The following is a 16602-nucleotide window of genomic DNA, read 5'->3' as shown; positions in this document are numbered from 1 at the left end:
TACAGTGTTAGCGCTCGTTTTTTCTGGCCTTCTGAATACATTTTTCTTGCCCCTTTCAGAATGCCACCCGAGTCCAACTTTTTGTCCGCATCCCCCTATCATCCCCTTTGAGTTAATTATATTAATTTATGTTGTTATTCTTCGATGCAGGAAACATAATTACCTTCAAAAAGTCAACAATGAACACTGTATAATTGGGCCGGAACTTATAGTAAGGGAAAAAAGATGGCTCTATCCCTTCTAAACGCAAGGAATAAAGCCATCCTTCTACTATATATATCTACCGTTTATTCACCTTTAAACTTCGCCGGACGTTTTTCTAAAAAGGCAGTGATTGCTTCTTCATAATCATGGCTGTCATACACTTTCCGCCGCATCCCCTGCACTCGTTCAAAAGCGGAAGGAGTAATAGAATATGCTTTTGATAAAACACGGAACTGTTCCTTAATAACCTGAATCGACAAAATGGACCGGGTGCTGATTGTCGTAGCCATATTTAATGTAAAGGGAAGAAGTTCCTCTTCTTCCACTAAATGATTGATAATGCCTACATTTAAAGCCCGTTCTGCAGACATTAATTCCGCAGTAAAAAACATCTCTTTCGCAATATTGATCGGTAAACGATTCATAAAATGCAAAATCCCTGTCGAATTATAGGGAACCCCAAGCTTAGCAGGCGTCATGGCAAACTTAGCTGTCTTATCGGCAATCACCATATCGCAAGTCATGATTAAGTCGCAAGCGCCGCCCCAAACACTGCCGTGCACCATCGCAATAACCGGGCCCGGGTACTCTTCCACTGTTCTCAGAAGTACCTCAAGTGAATCGTAATAACTTAAAGGATCCCTTAACTTTAATGGTAATTCTTTAACATCATGACCTGCCGACCAAACCTTAGCTCCTTCTGGAGCACGTAAAACAACGATATGTACCTGCTCTTTTTGAAAGGCATCCAGCGCCTCAACAATATCATTCACCAGCTGAGAGCTTAATGCGTTTAGCTTTTGGGTATTATTCAGCGTGATAACACCCACTTTTTCTAAAACTTCCGCCTTAACTAACGACATAACTATTCCCCCTAATAATTAAAGCCAGGATACTTGTATTCATTATAATGAATATCCGTGTCTTGGCTTTGATTATAGTCCTATGTAGTACAAAAATCAATTTTTCCATACTTTCTTTACTGCCTAAAATGCAGCAACCACATCATCGCTTCACGTTCCCCGCCTGTAATGATACATCATGCAACGAACCATCTTCCCGGTATGCATATAAAACGGCATGGTTTACCTCGCCCGTTTCAACGACCGCAAAAGTTCTTGTAGCCTGTGGATAGTCCGTGTTGTGATCTACCCAAGTCCCTGAATTGATATAAAATTTATTGCCATTTTGCTGAAAATCCGGAACATGCGTATGTCCAAACACCACCACATCATAGGAGGCATCTTTACGATCTAAGTATTGCTTTCCAGCGCAGCTATAAAAATATTTATGCGCCACGGCACCGGCTCCCGCTTCTTTAAAAGGACTCTTCACCCATACATCATTCATTTCCTGCCGTGCTTCCCAAGAACGCTGAAAATGCCGGAACAACAGAGGAGCGGAAATCGTTCCGTCAGGCTGCTCCACTGGGTACATGTCTTTCAGGGAATAGCTGCCATGGAAACCACAAGTATTTACTGCAAACACTTTGTCTTCAAAAGCACTTCGTACCGTGATCTTGTTAAATAAGCCCTCCAATATTTTGGCATACACGTAGGCGCCCGTTTGATCCGTATTTGTTGCATCCGGAACCTTTGTAAGCACTGGATAGTTCTTTTTTATCTTGGGTCTGCCGTCCGTAACCCAGCTGGCGGCCATACGAGCGTAGAAGTAGCCTGGCGGATACATCGTGGCGTCACTTTGACATAGCTCCCGATTCGACACCCGGTCAGGAGCTGAGTACGGATCATAACGATGGCAATGCTCAATGACAATTTCTCCGCGATCCCCGGTAATATACCTCCCAATCCCTTTCGCATCATGAATTTCGACAATACCAGGAAGCAGTCGGCTCAATAGGCCGGGCGCCATATTCATGTCATGGTTGCCGATGACATAGACAAGCTTGATGCCAGCCTGCATCACTTGCTTTAGCGCCTCGATAACCGTCTGGTTATTCATCGCTACCTGATAAAAAAAGTCTTGGAAATCATTTACCGGACCATAATTTAGCGGCAAATACCATTCATCAAGGAAATCACCGGCAATAACCAGCTCTCTTACATCGGTCGTCTGCTGCAGCTTCTGCAGAAATTCAACAAAAAGCGCCTTGTTATGAACCGTTTCAGCAAAACCATCGTCAATGCCAAAGTGCAAATCGCTTACGACAACAATTTTATTTTTTCGACTAGCCGATTCCCACAGTGGTTGAATATCTCGTCCAACGCTCAACCCTGCAGCCGCAACACGGTCAGACAATAAAAAAGATCCGTCAAGAATGGTCGCCAGCGCCAGCCCGCCCATAGCTGTCTTGTTCAAAAACTCTCGCCTGGATAATCCTTTTTCTCTTGCCATATCTTTCCCCCTTAATCATGTAACGTTTTACCTGCGCTCTCAGCTCTTTGCTTTTCAAAAAAGATAAGTAGCTATAACTATTTTCTATTCAGAGATAGCCACGTCCAGAAAGCAAGCTCAATCACTGCTTACAAATAGCTTTTTACATGAAAATATAAAATTCCTGCAACAGGCAAGCAATTTTGCAGGAATTTCGTATTTTCTGTATTCATTTTTATATTCCTGAAAGCAATGGACTGCCCCCAGTATAGCCGAGCCATTCCGCATCAAGTCAACCATTGCAAAAGGGTAATGAGTTCTGTCCTCATTACCCTTTTTACTACTCAAGAGATCCAACTATTTAATTGCAGCTTCTCAAAGTTCAAGAAATTCCGTACATCTTACAAAATTCCTCAACTCTTTGGCGCACGTCCTGAGCCGTACTCATTTTCATAACCTCTGCCAAAAGCTCCTGGCACTTCGTTAATTCAAGCTTTGAAACAGCGCATTTCACCTTGCGAATCGAGGTTGCCGACATCTCTCAATAGATACCACAAACCGATTAAATCACTACCACACCCATAATTATAGCTATGAATAAGGAAACTATGCCTAAAAACCAAAGCCATGGAGCACAGACTTTAAACAGCTCTTTAATCTCAATGCCCGCCAGGCCAATAGCCAAATACGTGGTAGCGGCGTGAGGAGTTACCAGAACGCCATAGTTCTTTCCGATTAGAAGGGCTTTAGACAAATTGACAGGATCTATGCCATATTCTTTGCCAACACCGATAGCTAAAGGTAAAAGTCCAAAGAAGTAGGAGTCCGTCCCCAGAAGCATGCCAATAGGTACGGCAAAGATCCCTAGAATCACATGAATATAAGGCCCTAACGCAGCAGGAATGATAGAAATCATAACTTTAGCCATAGCTTCAATCATTTTAGTTCCTGACAGTACACCCAAAAAAATACCGGATGATAGCAAAATAGCCGCCATTGAAATAGAATCTCCGGCATGAGCCTTAATTCTTGCCCCTTGCTCTTTGACATTTGGATAATTGACAACAAGGGCCATGGACAAACCTATCATAAAGCAGAAATATGCTTGCCAGTTAGTTAAAACTAATAACGCAATAGTGCCTGTTGCAATAAGGGCATTGACCCAGATAAGCTTGGGCCGTTTAAGAGCTTCTTTCTTGGCGTCAACTTTGTTTTCTTCCTCTTGAATCTCAATATTGATATTCTGCCCGGCGCCGCGTCTTTTTTCGATGATACCTAAAATAACGGCAAAAATGGTATTTACAACGATACCGACGAGTTGAAGCGGGATTAACGCATGCCAGAGCACATTAGGGTCGGAATGAGTTACTGCCGCAACTCGAGCGGTTGGGCCGCCCCAGGGTACTAAATTCATAATACTCATAGCCATACCGCAAAGCAAAAGCAGTATTACTGGCCGTATATTCAATTTCTTATATACATTCAGCATCGCAGGCACAGTAATTAGCAGCGTTACAGCCAACGAGCCATCCAGATGGGCCACTGTGGCGATAAGAGAAGTGGCTACAGTCACCGCAATAACATTGTTTCCTGCTTTTCTAACTAAAAAATTGACAAAAGGGTCAAATAATCCTGCATCCATCAACACGCCAAAAAAAGTAATAGAAAATATAAATAAAATAGCAACGCTTGCTGTAGTCATTATACCTTTTTGGGCAAATTGGGCGATATTATCAATTCCAAAACCGGCTATTAAGGCGGCTACCAGCGGAGTGGCGACAAAAATAGGCGTTGGAGTAACTTTTGACTGCAGCAGCATATAAACGATTACAGCAATCATTCCAAAGCCTATCGCAGCTAAAAGAGTAGTGTCCATAATCCTTGCTCCCCCTTTAATAATATAGTCCTGCAAATGTTATTGAAAAACGCATAAACCACTTCGCTTTTATAGCAAATAAAAAATCCCCCCTCAATAAAGCGCCCTCTCTTTTTGTTTTTTATATACTGATATTAACGTAATGGAATTTTCAGAAAAGCACAATCTTTTAGCTCATTTTGTTCATTTGGTTCTTTTTGTTAACTTGAGTCGCTGAAATTGGACAGAAATCAAAAATACCAAACCCCTGCAAACGGCAAATAAGTTTGCAAGAATTTGGTATTTCCGTATTATTCTTATACGTTTTATCCTTTATAGATCAGATCAATAAGCGTCATCGTCATTTGATAGGATTTTTCTAACGAGGGAATCGGCAAAAACTCAAAACGGGAGTGAAAGTTGTGCCCTCCGGTAAAGTAATTAGGAGTCAAAATCCCTTTGGTAGAAATGAATGAGCCGTCTGTGCCTCCGCGCATAGCAATTGTTTTCGGCGTGATTTGCAACTGCTTCATCGCCGTATAAAGATAATCAATGGCAATGCGGTTTTGGTCTGTCACCGCGTCAGCGATATTTCCATACACATCCTGTATTGCGCATTCAATTTTAGCGCGAGGGTTTCCCGCCTGCAGCTTTTGGACATTTTCCAAAACAAGCTGCTTACGCGCTTCGTATTTTTCTTTATAATGATCGCGGATATTTAACTCTACTTTAGCGGTGGATTGATTGGACTGGACGGCTTGGCACCAAATATAGCCTTCTTTCCCTTCCGTGCATTCTGGCGTCTCTTTGCGGTCGAACATGTTGATGAAGTCGACGGCCAGCAGCGTTGGGTTGACGAGTACGCCTTTAGCGCTCATGGGATGAGCGCTTACGCCATGAATGGTAACTGCAGCGCTGCCGGCGTTAAAGGTCTCGTACACTACTTCGCCGAGCTCGCAGCAATCGATGGTATAGGCGAAATCTACTGGAAATTTGCTGAAGTCCATGCTTTTGGAACCATACAGACCGCATTCCTCATCTGGAACGAAGGCAATATATATATCGCCGTGATACATAGAAGGATCTGCGGATAAGGATGACAGCGCCGTCATGATATTGGCAATGGCGGCTTTGTTGTCGGCGCCCAGCACGCTAGTTCCATCGGTAACGATCAAATCCTGTCCGACGTACTTCAGCAACTCAGGATGTTCCTTGGTCGTCATCACGATTAGTTGATCCTTGTTTAACACGATGTCCTTGCCGTCGTAATTCTTGACTATTTGCGGATGAATTTCCGGCGATAAGCAGACGTCAACCGTGTCAAGATGAGCAATGAAGCCCACTGAAGGAATCTTGCGGCTACAGCTATTTGGCAAATTAGCCGGCAGTTTCCCGGTCAAAACACACTGATCACTCAAGTGTACGTCGACAAGGCCCAGCTTAGCGCATTCCTGTTTTAATAATTTTGCTAGGTTCCATTGACCTTCGCTGCTGGGAATTTGCGTTCCGCCGTTTGAAAGGCTTTGCGAAGGGACTGCGACATAACGATGAAATCGCTCTATTAATTCAGCTTGGTTATTTGTCATGTATAAAACCTCTTTTATCAAATGAAATCATGCTATTGTTGATATGGAATTAGAACATTTGGCGAGGATAGACGTAATCGGCTTGGAATCCTAATGGAATATTCAACCACCAGAAGAGATAGAGCATGGCGGTTAAAGCGATTAAGAGCGCAATAGTATACGGCAGCATTAAGCTGCTTAGAGTGCCGACGCCGGTGCGTTTGTAATATTTTTGGCAATAGATAATGATCAGGGGATAAAAGGCAAACATAGGCGTGCAAACATTTACAGCGGAATCGCTAATGCGAAAAGCCGCTTGCGTCAGTTCCGGCGCGATACCGACCGACATCAGCATGGGTACGAAAATAGGCGCTAAAATAGACCATTTGGCGGAAGCGGAAGTAATCAGCAGGTTGAGCAAGCCAACAAAGACGATGATGCCGAAAATAGTTGCCTGCGGCGGCAATGCCAGCGATTTTAAAAATTCGGCGCCGGAAACGGCGATTAGTGCGCCTATATTGGACGCTGCAAAAGCGTACATGAACTGAGCGGCAAAAAAGTAGAATACAATCAACTGAATTAAGGTTTTCGTGATTTCTTCCATGGAGTTGGTAAAGTCTTTCGAACTTCTGAACTTGCCGCTTAAAATGCCGTACACAATGCCTGTAACTGCTGCAAGCAGGAAGATAATAGCGACGATAGACTGCATGACAGGCGCCTTAAAGCTGGCAATGTTGCCATTTGCATCACGCAAAATGGAATCAGCCGGCAATAAGGCTAGCACCAGGCCAGCCAGCATGGCAATTAAAACAAAAGTGGCAACATAGAAAGAACGATTTTCACGCGACGTAGTGCGCGTAATATCTTCTTCCTGAATATCAAGATCTGCATCAATCGGGCAGGCTTTGCGGCACCACGGTTCCGTGATTTTCTCCGTAACCCACCAGCAACTGCCGATAACCGCGAAAGTCGAAGCAAACGCATAAAAATAATTACAGAGAACATTTACTTCATAAGTCGGATCGATGATTTGCGCCGCCATTTGCGTAAATCCCTGTATAACCGGATCGATGGCCGATGGCGTATAGTTGGCGGCGAAAGCGCCAGCAATACCGGCAAAAGAAGCCGCAACACCAGACAAGGGATGTTTCCCGGAGGCGTAGAACAAGTAAGCGGCAACCGGAATAATGATCATGTAACCGCTGTCCGGCGCCAAATGACTCAGCATGCCGACAATGATGACGATTGGCGTAATCAAAAATTTGGGGGTGATTGCCAGTATCTTTTTCAAGCCGGTATTAATGTAGCCGGACCCGTCCGCTATGCCGATGCCTAACGTAGCTACAATAACCATGCCTAAAGGAGGGAACCCGGAGTAATTCGTAACCATTTTACTCATCAAGGTAACCAGTTCTTTAGCGCTTAACATATTGGTGACGGCAATGGGTTTGCCGGTTGTGGGATGCACATAATTAAAGTGCATGTTGGATAGAACGGCTGACAGGATACAGGTAATGAAGAATGCTGCTATAAACAGCATTGTGATATCCGGTATTTTGTTGCCGACCCTTTCGATCCACCCTAAAAAACCACCGGTTTGTTGAGGCGAATCAAATAACTTTGTTTTAGGTTGTACTTCTTGTGACACAATGACCTCTCCTTTAAATCTGAAATTCCGACAATGCTAACGCCTTTTTCTCAAAAAAAAAAAGACTTTGCCACTGAAAGACAGAAACATTATGTAATGCATCCATCCTATGCTAGCTAAAGAGAAAACAACAACTTACTCTAGCTTGTAAGTTGTTGTTTTCTCTTTATACTATGTAAACTCCTGCCAATATAGTTCGCTTCTAGGTACTTTATTATTTTCCAGTAGCTGCTGACCGTGTTAATTATATCGACGCAACTAGTTGCGAAAGTTGTCTCGCTCTCCCCACTCGCTAATTGGGGAAATCAATTTAATATTTCGCTTGCAAGCCAATAAGCGTGGTATCTCCAAGATTACCAGACAGATACGCCACATTAAATTCTATATTTTTATCCATCTTAATACCGGCGCCATAGGTCATTGCACCGTGATAATTGCCGATTCGAGCACGAACTTCATCGCTGAGCTTGTGCTCAACTCCTATAGAGTACTCTGTTTTAGACCCGTCGCTCGGTTTAGCATCATATGCATCAAAGGCGATGATTGTTTTTTTATCCGGGCGGTACGCAACACCCGGGCGATAATTGCGTTCCATCTCGCCATTGCCAAAAAGAGTTTTCGGTTTATTAGCGTCTTGAATCAGCATCCCATAGGACCACTTGCCAGCAGTACCTAAAAATCCTAAGTCGATGCCTGTATTACTACCGCTATAGCTTTTCGACTGGTTGACTCCGTTAATTATGCCATTGGAAGCACGTTCCGTGACTTGCCGCACATTGATCCCGACAGCAAAATTATCACTGACCTTGGTTCCATAAGAAAGAGTAAACCAATCACTTTTGTAGTTTGTAAATCCATCCGAAGAATCTCCAAAATACGACGTATCCCGGTTATTCGTATAATGAAAACCAATTCCAGAAACGCCTTTTTTAAGGGGAGTGACGAATTCAACCACATCGATATAGTTAATATCATCTCGATTATTGGTTGCGCGCTGTATACCAATCTCGGTTTCCTTGATATTAGACAACCCCGCAGGATTCCAGTAAACTGTATTTACGTCATCCGCAACAGCGATAAACGCTCCGCCCATCCCCATGGCGCGAACGCCATAACAAGCAAACGCAGGCGTGCTTGAACCGAACACAAGCGAAAGCAACGTCACAAGACCGACAACCTTTTTCATCCTACTCTCCTCCAACTATATTTCTTGTTTACATTGAACATTTCTTAGATTAACCACAATATCATATGCTAAACGAAAGTATTTTACCTTCATTCCCTAAAAGCGCGAAAATCCCTGCCCAATTACGTAAATTTTAGGATAATTCTATTTTCCGTCCTTACCTTGCGTTTGCCGCCTTCTGCAAGGCAATATTCTAACCCCACATTTACGTATACCACTGACCAAAAGAGGTTCTTGTTAAAAAGAAGCGAATGAGTAAGAATAAAATCACGGGAGGTTTTAGCTTGAAAACTGTAGCACGTACGATCACCATGGCCTTCGTATTTTTATTTCTCTTCAACACTTTTACTTATGCGCAAGCCGCCAATGAACTTTACCAATTTTCTACCATCAATGCGCTCTTGCAAGGCGTATATGACGGGGAACTGACCATTAAAGACTTAAAGAAGCAGGGCTCCTTTGGCATTGGAACTTTAAATGGGTTAGACGGAGAATTGATTGGCCTTGACGGCGACTATTATCAAGTAAAAGCCAATGGAGACGTATTGAAGCTAACGGATGACGCTAAAATTCCCTTCGCAACCTCTTTAACCTTTAAATCTGACAGAACTGCCCAACTTCATGCTTTGGATTACGAAAACTTGCAAAAAGCGTTAGATCAAATGAAAAATGACACTAACTATTTCTACGCCATACGCATTGATGGAGTTTTCACAAAGGTTCTAACAAGAGCGATACCTAAACAAGATAGGCCCTACAAACCATTAGCCGAAGCGGCCAAGGAACAGCATGTATTTGAGCTTACCAACATCAAAGGAACCGTCATTGGGTTTTGGTGCCCTCAATACATTAACGGGATCAATGTTCCTGGCTATCACCTGCATTTTATTTCCGAATACCGTAAATTTGGCGGACATATTTTGACAGCCTCCTTGCAAGCAGGCAACGTACAAATGTCCCGCATCCATACATTTCGCATGGAATTACCCCAAGGCGCTAGTGATTTCGGAACCGCTGCCCTAAATAAAGACTACAGCAAGGAACTAAAAGCAATTGAACAGTAGTCAGATATAACGAGATAGTACTTTAAGAATGAAAAACCTCCTGCAAAAATTCGCTTTAGAATTCTTGCAGGAGGTTTTTCATAGAACAACGCCATATCGTATAAATAGCCTGACTGCCATAAACTTTGCCCCCTGCCCGTTCTAGTAAGTCTGCTTGAATTTCTGCAATAATACCTTCATTTTCCTGTTTCTATTTCGACATTTCTCATTACTTCCCTTTATAATATAAACTAAATATTTATTGCTAAGCCTTACATTCTACTGACATATTTTCGAAGTACGGTCCACAAGTAGTTTTACATAAAAAAATAAGATCCCCTCAAACCATTTGAGGAAATCTTGTACTCTATCTTTATTCTTATATTACAATCCCGGACGCACTCGACATTTGCTCATCCTGCGCGTTGCAAGAGCGCTTCCTTAATACAGCTACGTCCCTAGTGTCCTGTTTTCGGGAGCAAGGCGCTATCTTACGGTTTTACGTAAGAATAACCTTCGGATTGTTTCTTTATAATCCTTGTTATTCCTGCAGGAACAACCGTTATATAACTCGGCAATGTATCTTCGTTAATAGAATTTGCTCTTAAAGCATTTCTACACGCAATAATTTTAACATTATGATTTGATAGCGCCTTCATCTTTTCAATTACACTTGCCGCTTCGGACTCTGTAGGCCCAAATATTTTTACCGCTGCCGCATTTGCAATAATTTCCAAAGTAACATTTTCTAAGCCTACGTCTGCAATCAGATTTTCTGTATTAGCTAAAGTTAACTGCCATTTCATTGGTTCATCAACATGTAAAACTGCCTTTAACAATTCTCCTACACCTCCTAGGCACTCTTTGCCCCTTCTTTAAGCCGCCTAATTAAGGCAACAGAATCCTCCCTATGCTTCTATTGCGGGACTAGTTTGACTGTGCAGCTTTCCTAATACCCTTCCCATCTTCTATCATCGTCGTTTTGGAAACCGTCCGTACAACATACACTCGTGCTCCCGCATTTTGGACAACATTCTAAATATCCACCATCGCCTATCGGTTTCAGTATTGCTCCCTCTGTATTAAACACTTTTCCACATTTTGTGCATTTTACAACTGCCATTTTTCTCTCCTTTTAGCTATTCTCCCTATCGGGTCAAGCGACGAAATATATGATAAAGTTGACGTTCCTTTTTTGTCAATACCCTTCCGCTGGTACGTTTTTTTCAAATACTACCTATTAAAACTTTTTACATAAAAACACCAAATTCCTGCAAATAGCAAAAACTATTTCCAGGGATTTGGTGTTTTCGTATTATTTTTATGCGGTTCCCTTGAGGCCGTTCAGAATTACCCAGATACTAGACAGCTGCGAGGAAGCGCGCGCAGACAGTACAGTGGCGTACGGCAAGCACGCTCCCGGACAGCAACACCGCAGATGGGTGATTATGGGCGGCCTCATTACCAATAATACGGTTCTCCGTATCACATATAAATGAAAGACTTAATTTCTTCCATGAAAGCAAAAAAACTTTCTATAACTGATACCTGCTTTCATACGTTATGTCATACCCGATATCCTGGAGCATGCCCAGTTCAATCGCCGTTGGCACCAAGCGACCGCCATCAGTATATAAACCGTACGACATTACAGGCGCCTGGTTGTTATAAAAGGGCGTTGTCGACCCGGACATGTCCGCGGCATAGCCGTTCGGATGGGAGCTATCCAGCATTATAATATTCTGCCCGCCGTTTTGTGCCTTAGCATTTGTTCCTGTGAACCAGATTGCACCATTTTCATTCTTTATATATTTGTCCCAGGCGTTAACACCGCCCACAATCCCTAATACATGCCCGATTTCATGGACAGCGGTTGTCAAGAAATCCAACTTGCCAGCCCCTGCAGAAGCCACATCATTGGCAGTTTCCGGCGTCGAGTCAATAAACCATTGAGCTGTCTCACCGCCCGAATAACTGGGCGTATCATCAAAAGCGATCGAGCCAACGCATGGCTCAAAATCCGTTTGACTGGACCAGCGATCATCCAGAGTATTGTTAGTGCTTGGCCCCCCGCTCGCTAAGGCTCCTATTTTTTCCAGATCCCTTGTGCCTACATAAATGCGCAGATCATCAATAGGCTGAGAGGAAGTAATTTCTTCACCTACACCGGTATTAGGATTCACGATATAAAGCTGTGTGCCGCTGGCCACATCCTCAAAATCGTTCAAGATTACCCTTTCCCATAAACCAGCGGCATAGTCTAAGACATTTTTCACCTCATCCGTAAAAAATGCGCCTGCATAGGTATAATCAAACTCGATATTAAATGGTTTTTCCCAACTTGTGCCATAAATTGCTTTTTCACCATCAGCAAACTGAAATTGGTGTATCCGGCTGTTCTCCGTACTATTGCACCAGTTTTCCACAGTCACGCTGCTGCCGTCTTTTGCTGTCAAAATCAGATCCTCATTAGCATAACTAATGGCGATGTCGGTTGAGGCAAAGCTCTCAAAGCGTATGGTGTCGCCGCCATTAAAGACGCTATCATTGATAATATCATGACCAAAATCCGCACCAAACCGAAAGATATCGTCCCCCATACCACCGTCTAAGATATCATTGCCCGTATCTCCCTCTAAGATATCATTGCCCATACCGCCATTTAAAACATCATTGCCCGCACCGCCAGACAATATATTGTCGCTCATATTGCCAGTAATCGTATTGTCCAAGGCATTACCAGTACCGCCAATATCATAAACACCTGTCAACTCTAGATTTTCAACGTTGTCCCCCAGCGTATAGCTTATACTGGCATGGACCGTATCCAGTCCGGCATCGCTTAGTTCGATTACCACATCAGCGGAACTGTCAACAACATAGGTGTCGTTCCCGCTACCTCCATACATTTTGTCATTGCCGTAACCGCCGTCAAGGACATCATTGCCGGCCTCGCCCCATAACGTATTATTATCTGCGTTGCCAGTAATCTTATTGTCTAAGGCGTTGCCAGTACCCTCAATAGCACCAAAGCCTGTCAAGACCAGATTTTCAACATTCTCTCCCAGTATATAGCTTACACTGGCACGGACCGTATCCAAGCCAGCATTAGCCAGTTCGCTTACCACGTCAGTAGCATTATCGATAATATAAGTATCGTTCCCGCCGCCTCCCAACAACGTGTTCTTACCGCTGTTGCCGGTCATGGTATTATCTAACGCATTGCCAGTACCATCAATATCACCACTGCCTGTTAATTCGAGATTTTCAACATTGTCCCCCAGCGTATAGCTTACACTGGCACGGACCGTATCCACTCCGGCATTAGCCAATTCAATTACCACGTCAGCAGCATTGTCGACAATATAGATATCATCTCCAATACCGCCATATAATTTGTCAATACCGCTGCCGCCGTCGAGCAGATCATTGCCTCCATAGCCCCATAACGTATTATTGCCGCTGTTGCCAGTCAGCACATTGTCCTTGGCATTTCCCGTACCGTCTATATTGGGGTTGCCAAAATTCCAAGACAGCGTTAGGTTCTCCAGGGTTTCACCCAGCTTGTAGCTAATGCTGGAAATAACCGTGTCAATCCCCTCGTACTCCTTCTCCACTACTATATCCTTCGCGTCATCGACTATATACGTATCATTTCCCATACCGCCGCTCATTTTATCAGCGCCGCGCAATCCATCAAGCCAGTTATTCCCACCATTCCCGGTTATGATGTTGTTAAGTTCATTTCCACTGCCAGAAATATCACCAACACCAGTCAATTCCAGGTTTTCAACATTAGCTGCAAGCCTATAGCTTCCACTTGTGCGGACTGTGTCTACCCCTCCGCCAGCCTCTTCATATACAGCATCCGCACCGTCCACCAAATACGTATCATTTCCTATGCCGCCAATTAAAGCGTCCACACCCGCACCGCCGTCAAGAACATCATTGCCGGCATAGCCGTAAATTACATCAACAACTCCAGCATTACCAGTAAGAGTATTGTTTCCTGCGTTGCCTGCCACTTGCCAGTTAGCGTGCAGTGCCTGAATAGTAAACTCCTGCCAACTCAAAGCTTGCCCGTCAAACTGCACCGTCGCTACCGGATGATTCATCCAGTCGGCAAAGGTTATCGTAACGGTCGTATCGGTTGTTGATGTCATTACTAGGTTATTGTTGACCAATTCATAGGTGTAGTCATTGATATTCGCAGGAGCTCCGTCTTTTTTTACAATCTGAACTTTATCAATGCCGCTGGTATCACCCACAGCGTTTTTTATAATGCCTGCTGCCACAACGTAGGTATCATTGCCAGCACCGCCATACAGCACACTATTGACTCCGTAACTTGTCAGAGTATCATTATCCGCCCCACCATCGAGGATATTCTCATCGTTGCCCCAGACAGTCAGACGGTCATTACCAGCACCGCCATACAACCAGTTATGCTCACCAACACTGTCACCGACAACATCGATGAGCAGTTCATCATTTCCTAGCCCGCCGTCCAGCGTATTACTGCCCTCTCCTCCGGATATACTATCATCGCCGGCACCGCCATAAATCGTGTCATCGCCGCCCAAGCCGTCGATTTTATCGTTGTAGGTGCCGCCCTTTAGGCCAGCATCTGCCCCTTCTGTCCCTTGAATATAATCGTTCATTACAAAGGATTTACCATTTACATTGAATTTTGTAATCTTGTTGGCAGCGCTTTCATACCAGCCCTGCAACGTCAGTTCATCGTACGTCGTACCATCGGCATACGTCGCACTCATGATCAAATCGTTTCCTTCACGGCGGCATAAAAGCTCTGAACCTCGGGCATCGGCAATACCGCTTCCAAAGACTACGGTATCCAGACTATTATAGCTGTCTCGTAAAATTACATCCTTTCCAAAGCCTTTGGCAAATACATACGTATCAGTCCCTGCTCCTCCATTCAAGGAGTCATTGCCGCTTCCCCCGATTAATGTATCATTACCAACACCGCCAATTAACACATCATCGCCAGTATCGCCATTAAGAACATTGTTCCCAGTGTTGCCAGTAAGAACATTATCTAGACTATTGCCTATCGCATTAACACTCGCACTACCAGTAAGAGTTAAATCTTCCACATTACTGCCAAGAGTATAGCTGACAGCAGCTTTAACCCAATCTCGCCCCCCATCCGCATTCTCGCTGACCACATCGCCAGCATTATCTACAACATATATATCATCACCCGTACTGCCAATCATCATGTCAGCACCAGCACCGCCATTAAGAGTATCATTTCCTGCTCCACCATTAAGTAGGTCATTGCCAGTGCCGCCGTTTACAGAACCAGTACCGTTAACAACGGTACTAAATATAGTCCCCCATAATGCTGGTGATTCCTCACTAGCCAGTGTATTCGTAATGTTTTTGGGATTGGAACCATCCGCATTGACGATCCATATATCAGCCGACGTCCCCTCGGAAGTTAGTCCAAAAACAATCATTTTTCCGTCACTTGACCAATGGGGCCCCCGCACCACACTACCGCCAGCAAAAACCTGCTTGGCACCGCTGCCATCAGCACTCATAACATAAATTCCATTATCGCTACCAAAGGCTATTTTCTGTCCATCCGGCGACCACGCCGGATCTTTAGTAACGTATGACGAAATCTTTTTAAGACCGCTACCGTCTTGATTCATGACATATGTTCCATTTACACCAGTACCGTTACTAGTAAAAACAAATTTAGATTTATCAGGAGACCACGAGAAATGCCCTGGGTCAAAATCGGTCACCTTTGCAGGATTAGATCCGTCCGCATTGGCAATGTATAGTTTAAAGCCATCATCATTGTTACAATAAGCAATCTTCGTGCCATCGCCGGACAAAACAGGATAGATGCCATTTACTAAAGCCATAGGGCTATTACCGCTGTTGGGTTCGAACACATATACTTTATACGTCCCTCCCCCATAATTTGACATAAAGATAATCTTAGTTCCATCCATCGACCATTGCGGATAACGTATATCTCCGAAATCGCTAAGCAGTTCCTCTGTAATACCGTCAAAATGGGTAATCATTAGAGTTCTAGCCCCTGCATCATCAGCTACAAAAACAATTTTCCCACATTCCTGCGAATAGTCCATTGCTATCTCCCCTTATAAATAAGCGTCGCATACTATAATCCTTTATATCATTCAAACAACTTTCTAAAACATCCTGTTATTTCCAATCACTTAATTACTACATTTTTTATACATTTTCCTGCATATTCTAAAAAAATAAATTAATACAAAAAATGCTCACTCGACTCATATGGACCGTATTGGATTAGTTCTCCCTTGATGGCATCCTCGTTCAACTGTATAATTTTATTAGACATGTTTGCAGCTCCTTTCGACGAATAGGTGTGGTAACTTTATTCTTCCATCGAGCTGCTTTCACGTCCTTTTCTTTTTCCAATTTGCGAAACTTATTCTACCTTAGGGGATGCGGACAAAAAGTTGGACTCGGGTGGCATTCTGAAAGGGGCAAGAAAAATGTATTCAGAAGGCCAGAAAAAACGAGCGCTAACACTGTATGACCAATGCAAATCCGTGACTAAAGTTATTCAGTGCTTGGGGTTTCCAACAAGGAAGGCATTATATAACTGGATAGCAGAAAGAGATTTGCCACCCAGAATAAAAGCTTCAAGGAGGCAATGGAATAACAAACCGGATCACCCTAGACATCCACCAGTGGATCTTAAGTTAGCAACAATTCACCGTTGCTTCGAACTTGGC

Annotated in this window: 10 protein-coding genes; 2 read left to right on the top strand and 8 right to left on the bottom strand. The window is 43.6% G+C overall.

Translation table 11 applies throughout. From position 1 onward, the window contains the following. Positions 1 to 287 precede the first annotated feature (287 nt). From scpB to C508_RS0116750, 6 genes are all read right to left on the bottom strand, one after another. On the bottom strand, positions 288 to 1067 hold the full coding sequence (scpB, locus tag C508_RS0116780) for a methylmalonyl-CoA decarboxylase (protein WP_018704732.1): 780 nt from the start codon (positions 1065 to 1067) through the stop codon (positions 288 to 290). 142 nt (positions 1068 to 1209) lie between these two features. Next, positions 1210 to 2559, bottom strand: a complete 1350-nt coding sequence (locus C508_RS0116775; RefSeq protein ID WP_018704731.1) for a metallophosphoesterase — start codon at positions 2557 to 2559, stop codon at positions 1210 to 1212. Positions 2560 to 3100: 541 nt separating this feature from the next. Further along, positions 3101 to 4414, bottom strand: coding sequence for a CitMHS family transporter (locus C508_RS0116765; protein ID WP_018704730.1), 1314 nt, complete (start codon positions 4412 to 4414; stop codon positions 3101 to 3103). 305 nt (positions 4415 to 4719) lie between these two features. Continuing rightward, positions 4720 to 5979 (bottom strand): peptidase T, encoded by a 1260-nt coding sequence (gene pepT, locus C508_RS0116760; protein ID WP_018704729.1) that lies wholly within the window; start codon positions 5977 to 5979, stop codon positions 4720 to 4722. A gap of 49 nt (positions 5980 to 6028) precedes the next feature. Then, a complete protein-coding gene (locus C508_RS0116755) occupies positions 6029 to 7606 on the bottom strand; it encodes an AbgT family transporter (RefSeq protein WP_018704728.1) in 1578 nt (525 codons plus the stop codon). A gap of 310 nt (positions 7607 to 7916) precedes the next feature. Further along, positions 7917 to 8792 carry a PorV/PorQ family protein gene (locus C508_RS0116750; RefSeq protein WP_018704727.1) on the bottom strand — a complete coding sequence of 292 codons (876 nt, stop codon included), beginning with the start codon at positions 8790 to 8792 and terminating at the stop codon, positions 7917 to 7919. A 284-nt stretch (positions 8793 to 9076) separates the two neighbouring features. Here C508_RS0116750 and budA point away from each other — a divergent pair, with 284 nt between their 5' ends. After that, complete coding sequence (gene budA, locus C508_RS0116745) at positions 9077 to 9856, top strand: acetolactate decarboxylase (protein ID WP_018704726.1); 780 nt, start codon at positions 9077 to 9079, stop codon at positions 9854 to 9856. Positions 9857 to 10326: 470 nt separating this feature from the next. Here budA and C508_RS0116740 read toward each other — a convergent pair whose 3' ends face one another. Next, a complete protein-coding gene (locus C508_RS0116740; RefSeq protein ID WP_018704725.1) occupies positions 10327 to 10674 on the bottom strand; it encodes a DsrE family protein in 348 nt (115 codons plus the stop codon). Between the two features lie 696 nt (positions 10675 to 11370). Next, positions 11371 to 15966, bottom strand: a complete 4596-nt coding sequence (locus C508_RS19710) for a calcium-binding protein (RefSeq protein ID WP_018704724.1) — start codon at positions 15964 to 15966, stop codon at positions 11371 to 11373. Between the two features lie 393 nt (positions 15967 to 16359). On the opposite strand from C508_RS19710, the gene C508_RS20590 reads away from it, so the two are divergent. Continuing rightward, positions 16360 to 16602 (top strand): hypothetical protein (locus tag C508_RS20590; RefSeq protein ID WP_215731989.1); only part of this gene is annotated, 243 nt, incomplete at its 3' end.

The sequence above is a fragment of the Anaeromusa acidaminophila DSM 3853 genome (genome assembly GCF_000374545.1).
In the GTDB taxonomy this organism is placed as follows: Bacteria; Bacillota; Negativicutes; order Anaeromusales; family Anaeromusaceae; genus Anaeromusa; species Anaeromusa acidaminophila.
This window is presented reverse-complemented; position numbering and strand designations above follow the sequence as displayed.